This is a genomic window from Polyangiaceae bacterium (assembly GCA_020633205.1).
Lineage (GTDB): Bacteria > Myxococcota_A > Polyangia > Polyangiales > Polyangiaceae > JAHBVY01.
Window position 1 is genome coordinate 194,392 of record JACKEB010000022.1, and the last position, 19,897, is coordinate 214,288.

The window sequence follows — 19,897 nt, forward strand, 5'->3', positions numbered from 1 at the left end:
AAGAACGGTGACATGGAATGTCACCTGGCACGCTCAGCCAGCGATCGGAGGGGTGCACTGCTCGCGCGCGGAGCCGGCGCTGGGAAACCGCCCAGGTTTTTCCCAGTGCGATCTACAGTTCGCGTTTCCTTCAATCGGGCGTCGGTTTTTTCCCGTGTGAATGCGGGCGGGTTGGGTGGACTCGCTGTCCCGAAGCGTCTCAGCCGACTCAGCAACTGCCGTCGACCACCGAGCTATCTTGCGGGTTTGTAGCGCCGCAACACGCTACGGCAGCAACGCAGTAGCGCGCTGAGGCGACCCGCGGTGTGCTCGTGGCTCGGCCGAGGAGCGAACTGCGGAGCTGCACCGCTCGTCACACAAAGCGCGCTTTCCTGTTCTCGACGTGAGGCGAACACATGCTATGCCGGGCGCTTCGGCTATATTTTGATTGGATCCTTGGAGGTCTCATGAATCTGCGTGCTCTCGCTTGTATTACGGCTTTGGTTTCAGTGCTCCCCATCGGCTTCATGGCCTGCGCGTCGGATCGCAACGACGTCGACAACACCGGCGGGAGCAGCGGCAGTGGCGGCAACGCGGGCAACGGTGCTACTGGCGGCAACGGCGGGTCCAGCGCCAGCGGTGGAACCGCGGGCAACGGGGGCTCGGGCAACGCGGGTAGCGGTGGCACTGGGAACGGCGCCGAGAACACCGAGGCCGCTTGCTCCGACCAAACCGACAACGACGGCGACAGCTACACCGACTGTGAAGACCGCGACTGTGACGGCACCGACGTGTGCAGCGAGACCGGCGCGGAGTGCAGCGATGGCGTGGACAACGATGGCGACGGCCGCAAGGATTGCTTCGACCCCGACTGCTACGGCAAGGACAACAAGGATCCAGCGTGCGTCGCTGATCCCGTGGAGGCCGACGAGGTCTGTGACGACGGCATCGACAACAACGGCAGCGGCTACGTCGACTGCAACGACAACGCCTGCCGCTGGGACAGCCCGCATTGCGAGAACACCGATGCATCGTGCAGCGACGGCATCGACAACGACGGCAACGGCTTCGCTGACTGCAAGGACTTCTCCTGCAGCAAGAACTTCGATGTGACCGTGTGCGAAGGCACCGAAGACACCTGTAGCGATAAAGTCGATAACGACGGCAACGGCTTCACCGACTGCGACGACTTCGCTTGCTCGGGCGTCGGGACTTGCCCCTGAGCCAAGTGGCGAAAAAGGCTGCAACGAGCCCAAGCGGTGGCGATCTGCGGATCGCTGAGCGCTTGGGCTCCGCTCATTTCCTTGCGGATCATGGTGTTGCGCGTGTCCTGACGGGCCTCGCGCTGATCGGTGCTCTGGTCGGCCTGGGCGCCTGTGCTCAGGACGCAACCACTGCAGAGGCGGACGGGGGCGCTGGCGGTGGTCAGGGCGGCTCGGCCGGCCAAGGTGGCGCTTCCCAGGGTGGCTCTTCCCAAGGCGGCTCCGCGCAGGGTGGAACCGGGGGTGAGTTCGATGGGGGGCCCAAGGTCCCCACTGAAGTGCGCATTGCCACGTTCAACGCCCGCAACCTCTTCAACGACCGCATCGATGGCGAGAGCTGGGTGCGGGACGAGGAGTCCAGCACGCCGACATCGGCGCAGTATCAGACCAAGCTTCGGGACACTGCCTCGCTGCTCGCGATGGTGAATGCCGATGTGCTGATGCTCGAGGAAATCGAGAATCGCTCGGTGCTGGACGACCTGGCGGATCGTCCTGAAATGGGTCGCGCGTACCCCTATCGCTACTTGATTGCTGGGAACGACCCCCGCGGCATCGACATCGGGTTCTTGTCAGTGAGGCCGATTGAGAGCCAGTCGTCCCACAAGGATGACTACTTCGGGCGTATCGATATCTCTGGCGGACCCAAGTATCACTACGCTCGCGACTGCCTGGAGATCCACCTGCGCGTCGCTGGGCGGCCACTGATTTTGCTCGGGGTACATTTCAAAGCCAAGAGCAACGACGACCCCGACAAGCGGCTCGCCGAGGCGCAGCACACTCGGTTCATCGCTGATTTCCTCGCGGAACAAGAGCCGGATGCGGCGATCGCGATCTTGGGCGATTTCAATGATTTCCCGGGGTCACCACCGATCGATGCGATCGAGGGCTCACCGCTCTTCCAGAGCACTGGCCAGCGCCTGCCAACGGCTGACGCTTGGTCGGTGTTTAGCAGCGCGACGGGTACGGGAGTCGCCCTGCACGACGACGTGATCGTGAATCCGTTGCTGAGCTCGTACTACGTCAACGGATCCGCGCGCATCATCCACGACGACGAGCTGCCTCAGAACCTGGCCGATTTGAGTGACCACGCTCCGGTCGCGGGCACCTTCCTGATTCAGCCGCTGCTCTGAAGCTCATAAACTCCCGCCTGGCTGCGCTGTTGACCCCAGGGCGCCCGGCGGGAGATGGTCGCCGTCATGAGCGAAGTGCGCGTCGACCAGCAGGGGCATGTGGCTTGGGTGATCCTGGATCAGCTTGCTCGGCGCAACGCGATGAATCAGGGCATGTGGCGACAGCTTGCAAGGGTAGCCGGCGAGCTGAACCAAGCGAGCGACGTGCGCTGCGTGGTCTTACGCGGGGCTGGGGAAGAGGCCTTCGTCAGCGGGGCGGACATCAGCGAGTTCCACGGTTTGCGTTCTGACCCCGGCCTGGCGCGTGAGTACGATCGCACCACGGACGGGGCGTTTGCTGCGTTGCTGCAGCTGGATGTGCCCGTGCTCAGCTGCATTCATGGCTTCTGTGTGGGGGGAGGCCTGGCGATCGCGCTGTGTACGGACATCCGATATGCGTCAGAGGACGCGCGCTTCGCGCTTCCGCCGGCGCGACTGGGGATCGGCTACGGTCTGACGAACCTCCAGAACGCCCTGCGAGTGCTTCCGCCGGCGACGGCGAAGGAACTTTTTTTTACCGCGCGGCAATTGGGCGCGGAGGAGGCGCAGCGCCTGGGCCTGGTATCTCACGTGCTCCCCAAGGCCGAACTCGACGCGCATGTGGCGGAGGTGGCCCGGAAGATCTGCGACAACGCACCGCTCACGTTGCGCGCCGCGAAGAGCGGGATCCGCGCGCTCACCACGGGGGACGCGTCGCTCTTGGTTCGCGCCCAGGGTCAGATTGACGCGTGTTTTTCGAGCCAGGACTACGCAGAGGGCATTTCCGCCTTCTTGGAGAAGCGGCGCCCTGGATTTCGCGGCGAATAGCGGCCCCAAGCGAGCCCTGGTGCGCGCGAAATCCGGACGAAACGTTCGCGTTTGGCGCTAACCTCGCTGATATGGGGATCAGGTGGGCATGGGGCGTTGCCGCAATGGGCGTCCTCGCGGTGGGTTGCGCCGCTGGCGGCGACATCGAGGACAAGCAGCCCGCCGGGCAGGGCGGCACTAACAGCGTCGGCGGAGCGTCGGGTAGCGGGGGCATTGCAGGCAGCGGGGCCGGCGGTCAGGGCGGCACCTCGGGGGACGGCGGCACCTCGGGGAACGGCGGCGCCTCCGGGAATGCTGGCAGCAGCGGTGCATCAGGCGCAGCCGGAACGGGTGGTAGTAGCGGCGGCACTGGCGGGAGCAGCGGTGCCTCCGGTTCCGCGGGGAGTGGTGGGCTCGCCGGCAGTGCCGGTAGCGGGGGTACTGGCGGCGTAGGCGGCGCCGGCGGTACCACCGGTGGCACCGGCGGGACAACCGTCGCAAACGAAGCACTCGTCGCCGTGGGGCTAGCCGGATCGGCCGTCACTCGGGCGATCTATCGCGGGACTAGCTGGACTTCCGACACCGTCGCCCAGAACACCGAAAGCGGCGTCGCGGTGACGGCGGGCAAGCTGGGTGGCATGGTCGTGGTACGTGAGATTGGCAACAAGCTCCGCTACATGACGGTCGATACCGCGGGGAACTGGAGTTCGTTCGCGGATCTGTCAACCGGCACCACTCGGGGCACTCCGGCAGCGGCTACGACGAGCAACGGGACCCATCGCCTGGTCTTCCACGGGGAAGACTTCAAGTACTACTCCACCAACTACAGCGGCGGCGCCTGGGACGGTTTCGCGAACGTAGGGAACCCCCAGGCGTTTGGCCCACTGGAGGTGGGAATTGCCGCCCGGGACGCCGGCTTCAGCATCACCTACAAGGGAGACAACACGCGGCTGATCACCCAAGCGTTCAGCGGCATTTGGGACCCCACCGGGACGGATCAAGGGAGCACGGCGATTGTGGCCAACTCGCCCCCGGCGATCGCTGGGCGCGTTGCAGACTACGTAGTCGTCTTCGAGCGCAGCTCGGATCGCACCCTTCAGTGGATTTCCGGCGTGAACGGGACCGGCTGGAGTGCGCCTCAGGCAGTGGGTGGACCAGCCAATAACCAGACCTTCTCCGTCACCGCAACCGACGCCGGCGACATCGTGGTGGCCTGGGTGTCCCTCGACGATCAGTCGCTCTACGCGGGCAAGCTGACCGGAAGCAGCTGGAGCGTCGCTCAGGTGGACAGCTTTGGGCAGCAAGGCTCTCCCGCGCTGGCTCCAGGGGTTGGTGGCCACGACGCGGAGCTGGTCTTCGTGCGGGGCAGTGCATTGCAGCACTCGAGCCTCACGGGGACGACTTGGAGCGCCCCGACGGCGATTGCCTCCGGCGCGCCGCAGTTTGCGGGGCTGGCTCGCATGCGTTGGTAGGAGCAAGCTCAGGCGTGGACCAGCGAAGATCGCCTACACGGAGGTTGCTGGCGGCGACGTCGCGCGCCCGCTGCTGCCCACCTGGTTGGCGGCTGGTGAGGACGAGTGCGAGGTGATCTGGACACTCCTCCACATCGGTACGCCACAGGTCGAATACACTCGCCACACCCCGCAGGTGCTGGATGAGTTCTACGAGCATTTGCGTGCGCTCAGTCCCGATAGTATCCGCGCGGAACAAAACGACGGTGCCTCGGCAATCCACCGTGGCGGTGTGACTGTGTACTGGCACGAGTAGTGTTCAGCGCGCGAAACACTAGCGAGGGACGCGCCGAACGCCTGCCGGAGTCGCGAAATAGACGAAGTCTGGTCCAAGGGCCGGGTGCTCGATCAGGTTCGTGTCGTTGGAACTCTCAGAATACAGTTGCTCGGCCGGAAAGCCGCAGCTGTGCACGCGGTAGAACGCTCTCGGGGGCACGACACCACCCGCAAACGGTCCGGAGGCACCGAAGTAATTCCAAGGTGTGTCGGAGACTCCCGTGGCGATGGCGGGAAACTGCGTCCGCTTGTCGAGTTCTCGCTTCGCGCCGGTACCCAGGTTGATCGCTTCCAGTGATCCGCCGCTTCCGGTTCCCGAGCGGTTCGTCAGGTAGGCAACGCGCTTCGAGGAGGTGAGACCAACGCCGATGATGTTGCTACTGATCTCCTGCTCCTGACCGGTGACCAGAGACTTCGTCCAAATCGGCCCGGCGGAGACCATGATGACCGCGTCGTTGCCGTCCACCGCAATACCGCGAAGCGCCGTGCCCAGCGTCGTGGTGAAGAACTCCTCGCTGGACCCGCCGGTGATTGGCGCTCGGTAAACGATGGGTCCGAAGCCAGTCTGCGGGGGCTGGGTCCAGAGCGCATAGCCAGCCCCCACTGCCAGCTCCGATCCCTGGCTTGCTGCGGAGACCAACTCCCGGCTGCCGCCGCTGGTCGGTACTCGGTACACCGCGCCTCCTAACGTCGCGATGTAGTAGAGATAGCCGGACTCCGCGACCAAGTACTTGGGCGTTTCCTGATTCGCGATCACGGTGCTGACCGCACCGCCTGCTTCGGGGGCGGACTTGATGTCGTTGCCCTCGATCCAGTAGAGGTTGCCCTGCTCGTATACCAAATACTCCGCGGTCACACCGGGGAGCACGAGGCTGTCGTAGCTTGCATCGCAGGTTCCGTTGACACACTGCCCGGCGCAAGGTTGGTTGCAGCCCCCGCAGTGAGAGTTGTTGCGCAGCGTATCCGCGCATTCGTTTCCGCATAACTGCTGCCCTGGAGGGCACAGTTTTGAGCAGGCGCTCCCGCTACACTTGGCCAGGCCACCGCTGGGGGCAGTGCAGGGCAATCCACAGCCACCACAGTTTGCCGTGTCCGCGGTGGTGTCGACGCAATTCCCACCGCACTTGGTGTAGCCGTCGTCGCACTGGTTGTCACAGCTTCCGGTACAAACCGGCGTCGAGTGAGGCTTGTCGGCGCAGGCGTTGCTCGCGGAGCAGCCGCCGCAACGACTGGGCGAGGCGGTGAGGTTGACGCACCTGCTCGAGCACTGCGTTTCTGGTGGGGAACACGCGGCCACACAACCCGCGGATTCGGAGCACAGCTCTCCCGCCTCACACTTCGTGGTGCAGCTTCCGCAGCGAGCGCCGACTAGTAGCGATGCCTCACAGCCATTGCTTGGGTCTCCATCACAGTCGTCCCAGCCGGAATCGCAGGTGTAGTTACAGGTGCCGCCGTTGCACGTTGCCGCCGTGTGCGCGCGATCCTCGCAGCGAGTGGCGCCGCAGGTGATGCCCTTTGGCTTGCACGTGCCCCCAACGCTCTCGTAGCCATCTCCGCAGCACTCCCAGTCCGCTGCAGTCGGGCCGCTTCCACCACTCCCTGAAGCGCCACCCGCTCCGGCCGCACCGGCACTCCCTGAAGCGCCACCCGTCCCGGCGCTGCCGCCCATGCCGGCCGCACCGGCACTCCCTGAAGCGCCACCCGTCCCGGTGCTGCCGCCCATGCCGGCCGCACCGGCACTCCCTGAAGCGCCACCCGTCCCGGCGCTGCCGCCCATGCCGGCATTCCCCGCTTGTCCTGCCACGCCACCATTCCCCGCGGAACCGCCTATGCCACCGGAACCGCCTGTGCCTCCGACGCCGGCCATTCCGCTCGCGCCACCTCCCGGGCCGTCGCCACCGCAGCCGGTGATGGAGAGGACGAGCGTGAGCGTGGTGAGGGTACTGAGACGCATGAACAGCATCTTACCCCGGATCAGCCCCCGTGTGGAGACTGCGCGCACGATTCCGCGCGGTCGACGGCAACACGCTCTATGCCCGGACACGCAAACGCGAATCACCTGTAGGGTTGATAGTCAGAGACTGCTGGCCTGCCCTTCGCCGCACCACAAGGCCGAAGACGCGTCCGAACCGACAGAACAAAAGCAGGGAAGCGACAGCCGTGCCTGGGCCTGCGGGCGCCCGCCCACAAGAAGAATACCCCGACCCACAAACGCGAAGAGGCCTGCTCTGTGAGCAGGGCTTCGCCGCACGGCAAGACTTAAGACGCGTCCAAACCAGCAAAGCCGCTGAAGCGAAGCGGCCGAAGGTCGTGGGCGGGCCTGCGGGGCGCCCGCCCACAAGAAGAAGATCGAGGCCCCCAAATGGCGAAAAGGCCTGCTCTTTGAGCAGGCCTTCGCCATTGGGGGCCGGGTCGGGGTGATAGGATTTGAACCTACAACAGCCGGCACCCAAAGCCGGCCCTCTACCAGATTGAGGTACACCCCGGAGAGGGCAGAGTTATGTTCGAGTCCTTGAGGGTGAGCAAGAGACTTTCAGCAAGTCTATGCACTTAGCGCGCGATTGGGCCGCGAAAGTGCCCTTGTGGGCGCGCGTTTTCCTCGGATTCGGGCTCAGTCTGGAATCGGTTCCAGGACCACTTCGAGTTGGATGGGCTCGCGGTCGGCGACGACCAACTGGTCCCAGGGGAAGTAGCCTTCCTTCTGGACGGTGATTCGGTGCTCACCCACGGGTAGACGCACGCCGCGCACGGCGACGAAGCCGAGGGGGCCGACGTACTCCTCGTCAATGAACACCGAGGCATCTCGCGGCGTCTCCACGGTGCGAGACATCCGTAGGGAAACGGCGGCGCGCCCGGCGCCGACCCCACAGCCCGCACCGACGGACGGCGCTAAGGCTAGCAGCACCAGCACGGGAAGGCTCCAGAGACGCACGCGGTACCTCACCCCCGAACTCACTCCCACTCGATCGTGGCGGGCGGCTTGCTGCTGATGTCGTAAGCCACGCGGTTGATGCCTTTGACCTCGTTGATGATGCGCGAGCTCATCGAGGCCAGCAAATCATGAGGTAGCCGCGCCCAGTCGCCGGTCATGCCGTCTGTGGAGTGAATGGCGCGAATCACGCAGGTCTCGTCGTAGGTGCGGTCGTCGCCCATCACGCCGACGGAGCGCACGGGGAGCAGCACGGCGAAGGACTGCCACAGCTGGCCGTAGAGCCCGGCTTTGCGCACCTCTTCGTCGACGATGGCATCGGCCTGGCGCAGCACCGCGAGGCGTGGCTCAGTCACTTCCCCGAGGCAACGTACGGCGAGGCCAGGGCCGGGGAAGGGCTGACGCCACACGACGTGATGGGGCATGCCCATGGCTTCACCCACGGCGCGCACCTCGTCCTTGAAGAGCTCACGCAAGGGCTCGATCAGCGAGAGCTTCATGCGCTCTGGCAAGCCACCGACGTTGTGGTGGCTCTTGATCACGGCGCTCGGTCCCTTGACGCTCACGCTCTCGATCACGTCGGGGTAGAGCGTGCCTTGCACCAAGTACTTGGCGTTCTGCACCTCGGCGGCGTGCTTCTCGAAGACCTCGATGAACACGCGACCGATGATTTTGCGTTTTTGCTCCGGATCGGTGACGCCCTTGAGCTGACTCAAGAACTCTTCACGCGCGTCCACGCACACCAGGTTCAGGTGGAAGTGGTCGCCCATCATCTGCTCGACTGCGCGCGCCTCGTTCTGCCGAAGCAGGCCGTTGTCCACGAAGATGCAGGTGAGGCGATCGCCGAGCGCTTTGTGGCAGAGCAGCGCCGCAACGCTGGAGTCGACGCCACCTGACAGTCCGCAAATCACGTGCTCGTCGTCGGCCACCTTGGAGCGCACCGCCTCGATGGCTTCGTCCACGAAGGAGCCCGGCGTCCACGACGGCTCGAGCCCGGCCAAGTCGAAGAGGAACGCCTCCAACAGCTCGCGGCCGCGAGGCGTGTGGACCACCTCGGGGTGGAACTGAATGCCGTACAGCTTGCGCTCGGGGTCGCCGATGCCGGCGTGGGGTGCTCCTGGGGAGTGCGCCAGCTGGCGGAAGCCCTTGGGGAGCTGGGTCAACCGGTCTCCGTGGCTCATCCAGACGTCAAGCTTTTCTCCCTGGGGAAACGGGCGGAAGATGCCGACGCACTCATCGACCTCGAGCTTCGCTGGGCCGTACTCGCGGTGCTCGCTGCCCTCCACCTTGCCACCGAGCTGCAGCGCCATCAGCTGCTGTCCGTAGCAGATGCCGAGCACCGGAACTCCGAGGTCGAAGACGCCAGGATCGCTCTTCGGGGCGTGTTCTCCGTAGACGCTGTCGGGGCCGCCGCTCAGGATGATCGCGTTGGCGCCGATGGCGCGGATCTCCTCGAGCTTCAACGTGCCGGGGTGGATCTCGCAGTAGACGTGGCTCTCGCGGATGCGTCGCGCGATGAGCTGAGTGTATTGGGAGCCGTAGTCGAGGATCAGAACGACTTGGCGGTCCGGGTGTGCGGTGGCGTGAGAAGTCGTCATGGGCACGCCGCGCCTACCACGACGCGCCGCGGCGGGAAACGGGGAGTGTTCGCCGCATCACTTGTCGCGGGTCGTAATCACCACGACATGGCGGGCGGGGGTGAGGGAGCGCTGTAGGGCGCGGATTTCTGCCAGCGTTGGCGGCTTGCTCACCAGCGGGCGGCTGAACCAGAGTGCGACCAAACGAAACATGGGGTCGAACGAACGCTCGCGATCGCGGAGCTGGAAATAGCGCTCGGCAAAGTTCAACTCAGCGCGCGTCATGGCGCCGGAAGCCAAGCGCTCGAGCAGGCCGCGCACCTGAGCGACGGCGTCTTCGAGCTTCTCTGGCTCCGCATGAATCGCAATCGCGAGCGCGGCGTTGCGCTCTCCGCCCAGGAGTCGAGCCTCGGCGCTTGCGGCGATGCGTCGCGGTCGGAGCGCTGCTTCGAGCCAGCCCTGGGGCCGATTCAGGAGAAAGCTGGTGTACTCGCCCGCCGCGGACAGGCTGCTCGCGACAGGCAGCGGAGCGATGATCCAGGCGTCTGCCTTGAGCTCTGCCTTCTTGCTGGTGCTGACGCGGTAGAGGCCAGGCTTCGCCACGGATGCGGGCTCGACCGGGCAGCGCGAGTCATTCTGCGCGAACGGCCAGAGCCAGCGCTGGAGTTCGCCGCTCACGCGCGTTTCTGCTTCGGGGCTGCCGCTCAGCACCGCGGCGCGCCATGGGCCGTGGAGCATCAGGCTGCGTCGAGTGTCCGCCGCGGCCGAACCTAGTCGGTTCATGCTCGACCAGGATCCTCGGGGATCAAGCCAAGACGGGTGCTCGCCCGAGAAGGCGACGAACGCCGTCTGCCAACCGGGGTCCGGGGTGCCCCCGAGCTGCCCCAGGAGTTGCTCCCGTGCATCGACGGTCCAGCGCGCGTCAAGGGGCGCGCTCACCGCCTCCCCGAGGGCGGCAGCGGCGCGGGTGTACAAGTCGTCATCGGGACGCGTGCGGTGCGCTGTGGCGATCAGGCCTACGCCGTGCCCGGTGATCCACGGCTCGAAGCGGAGATCCGCACTGCGCCGCCGATTCGCTGCTTCAGCGACGGCGGTGGCCCAGAGCGCCGCACTCCCAGCGCTCCCGCGATCCTCATCCGTCGGTGCACAGGGGTTGGCGAGCAAGATGCGCACGCCGGTGCTCGACTGCTCGACACGGGAGAGCATCTTCACCGCGGCCGTGCTCGCTTGTTTCCGTGCGGCTCCAAGTGTCGCCGAGTCGAGTTTGCGTTCGGCGGCGTCGTAGAGCGGCGGCCGGTAGGCGACGAAGGGTACCGGCGCCGTGGTCGCTGCTTCTAAGCCGCTCAGCGCCCGCCAAGCTGCGCGAGCTGCGACTTCACGGGGATCCGCCGGCTCGAGCACGCTCTCGTCGAGGCTCCAGCGCTCGTCTCGACTCTCGCTGAGCGCGGCACGCAGCTCGTCCTCGAGCACCAGGCTGAGCTCCGCAGGCCCCACCACGGCAGTGGTTTCGACGGGGATCGCTGCTGCCAAGCAGCCACCCCGCGGGCGTGTCGTGCCAACGATGCGCTCGGGATCGGCGATCCCCAGGGAAGCCAGGCGCCGCTTGAAGCGGGAGCCAGGCGCGGAGAGCTGCTCCGCGGCTTGCACAGCCTTCGCGCCGTCGGGCACGCGCACGGCGACACTCAACAGGCCACGCGCTGCTGGATCACTCACGAGCTGAGCCGAGCGCGCCGGCCAGGCGTCGACCGGGCGCTTGCTGGTGTCGCCGCTCGGCAGCCCGGCGTGAGCGGCGCGTGCCTCGCTCAGCACAGGCGCCGGGCCAACCACCGCGAACGAGCTGAACCCCGGGGCGGAGATCTGGTTCCTCCACTGCTCCAGCGACTGCGCGGCGCTCGGCTGGGCGAAGTTCGGCACGGGGCGGTTGCTGGCGACGGCGAGCTCCCCGGTGCAGCCGCTGAGCAGCGCCGCCAGGTCGTCACGATGCGAGCCGAGCCCGGCGACGCGCTGTTCGGCTTGCTTCAGCGCTGGATCGCCAGCCTGCACCGGTGCTTGAAGCGCGCCGTGTGCCAGCTGGATGAAGCGCCCGGCGCTCTTTGCGTCAGCGACTGGAGTCGTGATGACGAAGCCAACGCTCAGTACCTCGAGCTTTACCTCGGGGAAACCCTGGGCGCGCAGGCGTCCCTCCACGAGGCCGCCCAGCGCCGCCGAAGCCTCTGGACCCAGATCGTGGGCGACGCCCAGCGCTGCTGTGGCGCTCGGAGCAGCGAAGCGCTCGATCAGCGAAAGCCGTGGGCGGTCCGGAGACTCCTCGATTTGGATCCCGCTGTGGGGCGAGGGAGCGCTGATCGCCGGTGGCTCGCTGCCGTTGCCGAAGACGCCGCAAGCGGAGCACGTCAGCGCGAGCAAGAGCAGGGGCGTCGCCGCGCTTGGGAATTTCGCCGCGTTTGTTCCTCGAAGGGGCACCGCGGGCCTCTATAGCAAAGCCGAGCCGGAATTCAGTCCTTTGCTTTCGGGTTCGCCGGCCGATGGGGTACCGGGTACCCACGCTCGGAAACGATTTCTTCCTTTTCGATCAGCCAAACGACCCTGCCTTGCCCCCCAACGCTCACCCCGCGGATCTTCGTCCCACGCTTGAGCCATTGGGCCTCTTCAGCGGGAAACAATAGAGGTTTCACGTTTTCGTGCATCTCGACCTTCGGCCGGGTGTTGCAGTGTTCTTCGTATTCGATGCGGCCGTCGGAGCTGATGCGGCGGATGCGATTGGTGCGGTAGCAACCGTAGTACTCGAACGTCTTGATGGGGGTCTTCTTGAACGCAACGAGGACCCCATCTTCCTTCGGCGTCATGGTCTCGACGACCTCCTGAAACGGGAAAGCCTGGCGTCGCTTGTCCAAGAGCTTCTCATACTCCGGGATCCCCATTTGCTCGGGCACGCGCAGGTCACTCGGGATCACGTCCTCGAAATCTCGTCCGGCGCGCGCCTTTGCGGTGGCGTCGTCGAGACCTGCATATTTTGCCTTGCGGAATTTATCCTTGGCGACGCGAAACTCGTTGATGAGTTCGATTTGCGCGTAATAGACCTCGACGGCGAGCGTCTCTGGGAATGGGTCTGGCTCGCGGAAGTCACGCCGGAAGACGCGTCGCTCCGCGGCGAGGCTCGCGGCGTCTTGCGCTAGCGCGTACTGCAGTGCGATCTCCCGGGTGAGCCGCGCGAATAGCGGATCCTTGAGGTAATCGTCTTTGGAGGACTCGACGACTTTCACGCGCAGCGCCTTCAGGTCTTCGAGTAGCTCCGGGTCGCCGCCCTGCTTGGCCGCAGCCTGCTTGATGCGTTCCGCGTAGCCATCCAGCGTCGACCAGTTAGCCGCTTGCGCTTCGAACTGGGACTTGCGCCGCGCCTGGACCTGCTTCGGGACGTCGACGAAGAGCTCCTTGTAGGCGCCCTCTAGCTGATTCGTCTGATGCGTGAAGTGAGACTTGGCCTCGCGGAAGTTCTCGATGAAGGCTTGCTTCGCGTCATCGGGGACTTGCACCGACGCGAGCGCTTTCGTCAGCTCAGGTTCTTCCACAGGGCCGAGGAACAGCGCAATCAGTGGCGGTGCGCCTCGGCCGCCCATGTAGATGCCGCCGCCGCCGTTCAGGCTGTAGTGTTCGTTGATCGTCGTCGCTGCGAGCAGGATGGGGTCCGCGGACCGCTCGTCGTAGCCCTCGTAGAAGTCCATGAAGCGGACGGCCGCGATCTTGGGATCCTGGGTGTGTCCTCGGTACTCGTTGCGGGCGCACGTCGCCAGCAGCACCTGCGCGGCCGCGCTCGTGTCCGTCTGTAGCTCGTGGCGCTCGCGGCTCTCCTCCGGCGTGTACAGCACCTGGTAGCACTCGGGGCCATCGTAGCGCGCGGCGCGTTTCCGTGAGGCTTCGGTTTCCGTGCCAGCGCTGGCTGGCTTGATGGTCACGATGCCGCAGGCTCCCAGCCAGAGCGTCAGACCCGCCAGCACCAGCGACCAAGCGCTGGACCTCACCCCCAAAAACTTCGCGTGGACTAGCTCAGTGCCTCGCGACTCATACCCGTTCGTCCCCATGTGTTTCCTCTACGCCAGCGCCGGTAACCGTCAGGACCGAGGTCCTGCCGTTGAATCGCTTTTTACGCAAGGTTGGGGTGCAGACTTCCCGAGGTTTCCGTACAGGAACTGGCGAGGGGGAATCGGGAGGGGAGCGCGGTCCCCGGTAGAAAACCGGGAACCTCAGGCGGCGAGGGCTTGATCCTGCAGCAGCGCGGTGAGGCGATTACGGATCTTGTGCTTCTTGCTGTAGACCGTCTTCACGCTGATCTGCATGCTCTCGGCGATCTGCTCAGGCTCCAGACCTTCGCCGTAGTAGAGCGTGATGAACTGGCGGTCCTTCTCGCTGAACTGCTGGAGCAGCTCGCTCACGATGCTTGCGCGCTGACGCATGAGCAGGTGCTCGAAGGGGTCCGGCGTGTCGCTGGTGAGGGACTCGGCCTCGCTCAGGCAGCCGCGCTTCGGCTCACGCTTCAGGCTCCGCAGGTGGTCGTAGGCCGTGTGGATGGCCAGCATGCCGATCCAGCTACCAAGCTTGTTGCCGCGACCGGGCTCGAAGCTTCGTAGCTTGCGCTTGTCCTTTGCCAGCAGGCTGAGGCAGAGCATCGCGTAGATCTCGCGGATGTCGTCGGGGCCAACCACCGCGCTGAAGCGCGCCGTGACCCGCGTGATGCAGCGATAGATGAGGCGCGAGTAGCGGGTGTTGAACTCCTGCCAGGCGCGGGGGTCGTCCGCCATCAGGCCTTCGAGGAGGATCCGCTCCTGCTCCAGCTCCGCCGGGTCGTGGCGGCCGGGCTGGGCTGCGCTGGTGGGCTGGGCTTGGGCTACGCTTTCCGTCTGCATACCGAGCCTTAGAGCACGCAGCGTGCCAAGTAATTTGACCGTGTTTTCAGCCACTTAGCCGTGTAACACCCCCCGTAACAGCGTAACGACGTGGCGTAACGCGGTTACGCGAGGGCTTAGGTATACGGGGCTCGGCCGAGCGCCTTCCCCGGCTCGAGCAGTCGCGTGCTGGTGTTTAAGGAACGGCCGGTTTGCACGCGATCTTACGCCGCTTGGCTTCGTGCTACGTTGCCCGCGTGCCGGCGCGCGTCAAAGCTGCAGTCTTCCTTGCCTGGTCCTTGATCGTCACTCTGCTGAAGCGGCTGTTTGGCTCGAAGGAGAACCTCGGCATCGGGCTCTTCAAGGAGAACTACGGTCCCGACCGTCTGCCTCCGGTGACGCCTGACGAGCGCGAACAGCTGGCTGGCTTTGGCGGCTGCATCGCATGTGGTCTGTGTGATCGCGGGGAGGGCAGGCGGATTGAGGAGTCGAACGGGGAGTATCGCGGTGTGATGCTGCTGATGCTCGGAGGCTCCAGAAGCATGCCGGACTACACCGCCGCGGCACTGGGTTTCGCGCATGTTCCAGACGCCGTGCTTGCGAAGAAAGAAGCGCAGTGCCCAACGCGAGTGCCGATGCGCGCTATCGCGCGTTTCGTGCGGGAGAAGGCAGCGGAAGAGCAACGCTTGGCGGAAGGCAACGCCGCCGAGCAAGCGGCCGAGTAGCGAGTTTACGCAGCTGCGTAACGCTCCACACACCTTGTGGAGCAGCAATCTCGAGTTTGCTCCGTGGCTCGCTCGTGGCTCTCGAGGCCGAATTCTGGCCACTTGCGCACGATTGCGGGGTCACACGATGGGCTCGGCTGTAGTACAGCGCGGTTCCGATGAGCGACACGAAGAAGGTTGCGCTGCCCCCGCTGAGCGGTTGGGCGTTGATCCTCGGAGCTTCGAGCGGCTTTGGCGCGGCGGTGAGTCGTGCACTGGCCCGCGCCGGCACGAACATCATCGGTGTGCACCTCGATCGCCGGGCGACGATGTCCAACGTCGAGGAACTCACTGCGGAAATCCAGGAGCTCGGGCGTGAGGCGTGGTTCTACAACGTCAACGCCGCGGATCCCGCCAAGCGCGCTGAAGTGCTGGATGACGTGAAGCGCCGCTTCGCCGAACGGGGCAAGAACGAACAAGTGCGGGTGATGCTCCACTCCCTGGCGTTCGGAACGCTGCGCCCGTTCATCGACGAGAACCCCAAGGAGCAGCTGAACCAGAAGCAGATGGACATGACCCTCGACGTCATGGCCCATAGCCTCGTCTACTGGACTCAGGACGTGCTGGAGCGCGGCCTGATGTGCGACGAGGGTCGGATCTTCGCCATGACCAGCAACGGCTCGCGGGAGACCTGGGGCGGGTATGGCGCGGTGAGCGCTGCCAAGAGCGCCCTCGAGTCGCACTGTCGCCAGCTGGGCGCCGAGCTGGCTCCCCGCGGAATCACCGTGAACTCGCTGTGCGCCGGCGTCACCGATACGCCAGCGCTCAAGAAGATCCCGAACAACGACAAGATCGCCGAGGTCGCGATCCGCAAGGTGCCGACCCACCGGCTCACGCTGCCGGAAGACGTCGCCAACTGCATCGTCGCCTTGGCGCAGCCCTGCACCTACTGGATGACCGCCAACGTGATCTTCATCGACGGCGGCGAAGCCCACTGCGGTTGAGCCTTACCAGCCACAAACGTCGACGACTCCACTGGAGCCGCCCGTTTGCTTGTTCGGGGGAGGGAACTAGCGTCTTCCCACCACACTCAAGCGGGGAGCAGCACCGAAAGCTGCCAGGTGCCCACTCTCTTCCGCCACGTACACATCGCAGCGCTCATCGACTCGGAGCAAATCCGGGATCAAGTCCGTGGGTACGCTACCAATCACCTCACCGTCGCGCGGCCGCACCACGTGCACCTCGTGCTGCGGTACGAACAGGGCGCCGCTGCGCAGCACCGGCTCCAGGCGCCGCGGCTGATCCGCATCGAGGGAGCGCGAGAACACGTGGTTGTAGCGGATGGTGCCGGTCGCCGCGTCGAGGCAGAAGAAGGTGCCCGCGTCGCTGTTGATCATCAGCGCGTCGTCCACCGCGAGCCAGGCGGCAGTCGGTGAGCTGAGTCCCGGCGCGTGCTCCCAGAGCGCCGCTCCGGTCTCGCGATGGAAGCCCCGGGCGCCCGTGCCGCGCTTGTCGCGCACCGGCACGATCACCACTTCTTGAGTCACCAGCGGTGCCTGGCCGGGCGCCTGGCGCTCTTCGATATCCGCGCTCCACAGCTGGCGACCGGTCCACGGATCGAGACGGTGCAGGCGGCAGGGCCCACCGGGCGCCGCGCTGATCGCAAACGCTGAGTCGCTGTCGATGGTAATATCCGCGTGGAATGGCATGCGGTCGCGGATGCGCCACACCACTTCGCCGGTGGAGACATCCAGCGCGAACAGGCTGGAGTCGCCGCCGCCCGCCAAGAGCAGCTTGCCCGCGCGGCGCATGCGGTAGGCGCCGGGGCGGCGCGCCGTATGACGCCAGCGCACCTCGCCGCTCACCAGGTCGATGGCCGTGATCTGCCGGTCGCCTTCAGCCAACACCAACAGCTTCGGCAGGCCCGGTGTGTGCACCACGGCTCCCGAAGCACCGCTTGGCACCCGCGGCAGCAGGTGGCGCGTAAAGCGCGTCTCACCCGTCTCGAGATCCAGCAAGTCGACGCGGCCATCTGGATGAATCCGGGCAAGGCCCAGGGGAGTCACCACGCAGGCGGCGCGCTGGGTGCGCAGGCGCCACAGCACCACGCCGCTCTGGCGGTCGATGCAAGCCGTCTCTCGCGCGGCGCCAACCATCAGGCGGTCACCGCAAAGGAAGGTCGCGCGCAAGTCGATGCCCGGCACCGTCGCGACCCAGCGCGGCATGAAGCGCATCTTGCCGCCGTGCTCCCACATGCCACTGGCGCCGCGAGTGGCACGCCGCGCCCCAAAGGAGGCGTAGCTCTCAGGCTCCGGGTTCGTGACGCTGTCGTCGCACAGCGCGTCGTCGAGGCGCTCTTGAAGGGCGCCGACGGCGGAAGACAGCCCGATCAACCGCAGGTTTTTGCCCTGGGAAGCGTCCTTATCAACGAACGTGTCGAGCAGCGAGCGGCAGAAGCGCGCGATGCCGTCCACCATGCCCGGTGCGGACAGCTCTGGAAAAGTGATCCGTGGGGAATCAGGATTCGCGTCCGCGGCGCTCAAGCTGAGCGCCACTGGAGACTCTCCCGGTCCACGCCGGAAGCCGAGGCGCGCGCCGCCGACGTCAAAGCGCCGAAACAGTGGACGCGCCGAGCGCCACGCCTCGAGCAGCTCGTCTGCCAGTGCCACCAAGCGCTCCGCCACCAGGAACAGGTGCACCCCGCTGAGGCGCGCCGTCTTGCCGTGGGCGGAGACCTCGAACGTGCCCAGGGTGAGCAGGCTGTGTAGATCCGCGCGCTCCACGTGGGGGCAGTCGGCTTCCGCTCCTTGAGGCACCCGGAACTGTCCCGAGGCGGCGAATCCCAGGGCGTCCTTGGTCTTGATGCGAATACGCGCCGGCACGCGCTCGGCGCCGAAGCTCTTGCCACTTGGCAGCGCACGCTCGAGCAGGCTCTTCGCGGAGCGTAGGGACGCGAGCACGCCAGTCGGCGTCTTGGCCGGGGGCGCCACATCGCTCAGCGCGCGCAGCACGCCCTGGCGCATCGCCGTGAGGCTCACCTTGCGCTCGAACACCGCAACCTCGGGCTGCGGTCCGTTGCGGAACACCGTGAGCAGGACTTGCTCCCCGGCGCGCTCGAGGCCGAGCTCCCAGGCCTCCTCATCGGCATACAAACCGAGGGTAGCGCGGCTTTTTCGGCCGGCCGCCAGGGTGGCGACGGCATGTCCCAGCTCACCGAGCAGGGCCAGGGCTTCACCGTCGCCGATGCGAGCGGTGAGGTTCACGCCATCGACGACGACATCGAACAGGCCGTAGAGCGGGGCGAGGGCAGCGTTGGGTGCGTTTTCCGGGCGAGGACGAACGACGACATGGAGGGCCGACATGTGGACCTCATCGTAGGAAGCCGCGGCGGATTTCCTAACTTTTGAGACGGGATCGCCGGGTTTTGGACACACTCGGCCAATCGAGTTAGGGACGCCTCAGACGGGAGTTATGGAAGTGCCGAAGCCTCGACCTGCATGCCTCTACGGAGCGCTGCTGGGGGCGGCGGGGCTCCTCTTGTGTTGGGGCTTCGCGGTCGATGACGCACTCATTTCCGCGCGGATGGCAGCGAACCTGGCCTCGGGCCTCGGCTATCGCTTCAATCCTCACGGAGACATCGTCGACGCAGTCACGCCCCTCGGCTACGCCCATTTGCTGAGCTCGGGCGGGCGTGAGTCACCGCTCGCGGTGTTGCAGTTTGCGCGTGGAATTGGCGCCGTCGCGTATGTGCTCGGCTGGGCACGCCTCGGCCAGTTGGCGCTCCCGCGTCAGGGCGGCTGGCTCCTCGCGCTGCTCTTGGCCTTCGCCCCGTGCGCCGCCACTTGGGCCAGCACCGGCATGGAAACACCGCTGGTGTTTGGGCTCTTGATCGTGGGTTTGGGGGGAGGGGATGCGCCGGAGTCGCGTCGCGTCGCACTGTCAGCGAGCCTCGCGTTGGGCGTCGCCGGGGCGTGGCGTCCTGAGCTCTTGGCGTGCGTCGGAGTGTTGCTCCTCGAGCGCGCGAGTCGCGAACAGGGACTGCGGCGTGCGCTGCCACTGCTACTTGGGATCGCTCCGACGCTACTCGTGATTGCTCTGCGGAGCGCCTACTTCGGGCGCCCGATGCCGCTCAGTGTGCTGGCGAAGCCAAGCGACTTGGAGCATGGGCTGCGTTACGCGCTCGGCGGCTGGATCCTGACCGGACTGCCGCTGTGCGTCGTGGCGCCGCGGGTTTGGCCCAAGCTCTCGCCGCGCCTGCGCTGGTGGACTGCGGCGCTGTTTGCCCACGCCGTGGCCCTGACCCTGGCGGGCGGTGACTGGATGGCGCTCTTCCGGCTCTACGTTCCGGTGCTGCCGCTGGCGTTGGTCGTCGCCGTGGGGATCTGGCGGCACGCAGCGCGCTGGGCGTCGCTGCTTCGATGTCTACTTGCATGGCTCGCCCTGAGCGCCTTGTGGTGGCAAGGCGGCTTTGCCGCGCGGCATGTGATGGCAGATCGCCTGGCGCTGATGGACGCCGCGCGGCCGTTGCTCGAGGGACACCGCGTGGCCAGCGTGGATATCGGCTGGGTCAGCGCCGTAGGGCCCGAGGCGGTCATCGACTTGGCTGGCGTCAGTGATCCGAGCATCGCGGTGCTTCCGGGAGGACACACCAGCAAGCGCATCGACGCCCAGCTGTTCGAGCGCCGACGCGTCGATCGGCTGGTTGTGTTGTGCACGGGCGGACCTCCCCCCCAACAAACCTCGGAGATCCGGCCGGCGCGCCAGATTGAAGCGCGAATGCTCAATCAAACTAAAGACTTAAAACAAACTCTTGAGGCAGTGCTC

Annotated in this window: 15 protein-coding genes and 1 tRNA gene; 8 read left to right on the plus strand and 8 right to left on the minus strand. The window is 66.0% G+C overall.

Annotated features, from left to right (window positions below; all coding sequences use genetic code 11):
* The first annotated feature begins 446 nt into the window (after positions 1 to 446).
* From H6718_34465 to H6718_34485, 5 genes are all read left to right on the plus strand, one after another.
* On the plus strand, positions 447 to 1,202 hold the full coding sequence (locus tag H6718_34465) for a hypothetical protein (protein ID MCB9590565.1): 756 nt from the start codon (positions 447 to 449) through the stop codon (positions 1,200 to 1,202).
* A 5-nt stretch (positions 1,203 to 1,207) separates the two neighbouring features.
* Positions 1,208 to 2,371 carry a hypothetical protein gene (locus H6718_34470; GenBank protein MCB9590566.1) on the plus strand — a complete coding sequence of 388 codons (1,164 nt, stop codon included), beginning with the start codon at positions 1,208 to 1,210 and terminating at the stop codon, positions 2,369 to 2,371.
* 66 nt (positions 2,372 to 2,437) lie between these two features.
* Positions 2,438 to 3,217 (plus strand): enoyl-CoA hydratase/isomerase family protein, encoded by a 780-nt coding sequence (locus H6718_34475; GenBank protein MCB9590567.1) that lies wholly within the window; start codon positions 2,438 to 2,440, stop codon positions 3,215 to 3,217.
* A 71-nt stretch (positions 3,218 to 3,288) separates the two neighbouring features.
* Complete coding sequence (locus H6718_34480) at positions 3,289 to 4,668, plus strand: hypothetical protein (protein MCB9590568.1); 1,380 nt, start codon at positions 3,289 to 3,291, stop codon at positions 4,666 to 4,668.
* Positions 4,640 to 4,963 (plus strand): hypothetical protein, encoded by a 324-nt coding sequence (locus H6718_34485; protein MCB9590569.1) that lies wholly within the window; start codon positions 4,640 to 4,642, stop codon positions 4,961 to 4,963. The genes H6718_34480 and H6718_34485 overlap by 29 nt, the downstream gene beginning before the upstream one ends.
* Positions 4,964 to 4,981: 18 nt before the next feature.
* Here H6718_34485 and H6718_34490 read toward each other — a convergent pair whose 3' ends face one another.
* From H6718_34490 to H6718_34520, 7 genes are all read right to left on the minus strand, one after another.
* Entirely contained in the window at positions 4,982 to 6,937 is a 1,956-nt protein-coding gene (locus H6718_34490; GenBank protein ID MCB9590570.1) for a hypothetical protein, read from the minus strand.
* A gap of 458 nt (positions 6,938 to 7,395) precedes the next feature.
* Positions 7,396 to 7,469: transfer RNA gene (locus H6718_34495), tRNA-Pro, on the minus strand.
* 125 nt (positions 7,470 to 7,594) lie between these two features.
* Entirely contained in the window at positions 7,595 to 7,813 is a 219-nt protein-coding gene (locus tag H6718_34500) for a PEGA domain-containing protein (GenBank protein ID MCB9590571.1), read from the minus strand.
* A 122-nt stretch (positions 7,814 to 7,935) separates the two neighbouring features.
* Positions 7,936 to 9,510, minus strand: coding sequence for a glutamine-hydrolyzing GMP synthase (guaA, locus tag H6718_34505; GenBank protein ID MCB9590572.1), 1,575 nt, complete (start codon positions 9,508 to 9,510; stop codon positions 7,936 to 7,938).
* A gap of 57 nt (positions 9,511 to 9,567) precedes the next feature.
* Entirely contained in the window at positions 9,568 to 11,952 is a 2,385-nt protein-coding gene (locus H6718_34510) for a hypothetical protein (GenBank protein ID MCB9590573.1), read from the minus strand.
* Positions 11,953 to 11,984: 32 nt separating this feature from the next.
* Positions 11,985 to 13,568: a hypothetical protein gene (locus H6718_34515; protein MCB9590574.1), complete on the minus strand. Its 1,584-nt coding sequence runs from the start codon at positions 13,566 to 13,568 to the stop codon at positions 11,985 to 11,987.
* Positions 13,569 to 13,730: 162 nt separating this feature from the next.
* Positions 13,731 to 14,390 carry a sigma-70 family RNA polymerase sigma factor gene (locus H6718_34520; GenBank protein MCB9590575.1) on the minus strand — a complete coding sequence of 220 codons (660 nt, stop codon included), beginning with the start codon at positions 14,388 to 14,390 and terminating at the stop codon, positions 13,731 to 13,733.
* Positions 14,391 to 14,626: 236 nt separating this feature from the next.
* Here H6718_34520 and H6718_34525 point away from each other — a divergent pair, with 236 nt between their 5' ends.
* Together H6718_34525 and H6718_34530 are read left to right on the plus strand one after the other, a co-directional pair.
* Positions 14,627 to 15,094, plus strand: coding sequence for a hypothetical protein (locus tag H6718_34525; GenBank protein MCB9590576.1), 468 nt, complete (start codon positions 14,627 to 14,629; stop codon positions 15,092 to 15,094).
* A 158-nt stretch (positions 15,095 to 15,252) separates the two neighbouring features.
* Positions 15,253 to 16,077, plus strand: coding sequence for an SDR family oxidoreductase (locus tag H6718_34530; protein MCB9590577.1), 825 nt, complete (start codon positions 15,253 to 15,255; stop codon positions 16,075 to 16,077).
* 66 nt (positions 16,078 to 16,143) lie between these two features.
* On the opposite strand, the gene H6718_34535 is transcribed toward H6718_34530, so the two are convergent.
* Positions 16,144 to 18,435 carry a PQQ-like beta-propeller repeat protein gene (locus H6718_34535; protein ID MCB9590578.1) on the minus strand — a complete coding sequence of 764 codons (2,292 nt, stop codon included), beginning with the start codon at positions 18,433 to 18,435 and terminating at the stop codon, positions 16,144 to 16,146.
* Between the two features lie 115 nt (positions 18,436 to 18,550).
* On the opposite strand from H6718_34535, the gene H6718_34540 reads away from it, so the two are divergent.
* Positions 18,551 to 19,897 (plus strand): hypothetical protein (locus H6718_34540; GenBank protein ID MCB9590579.1); only part of this gene is annotated, 1,347 nt, incomplete at its 3' end.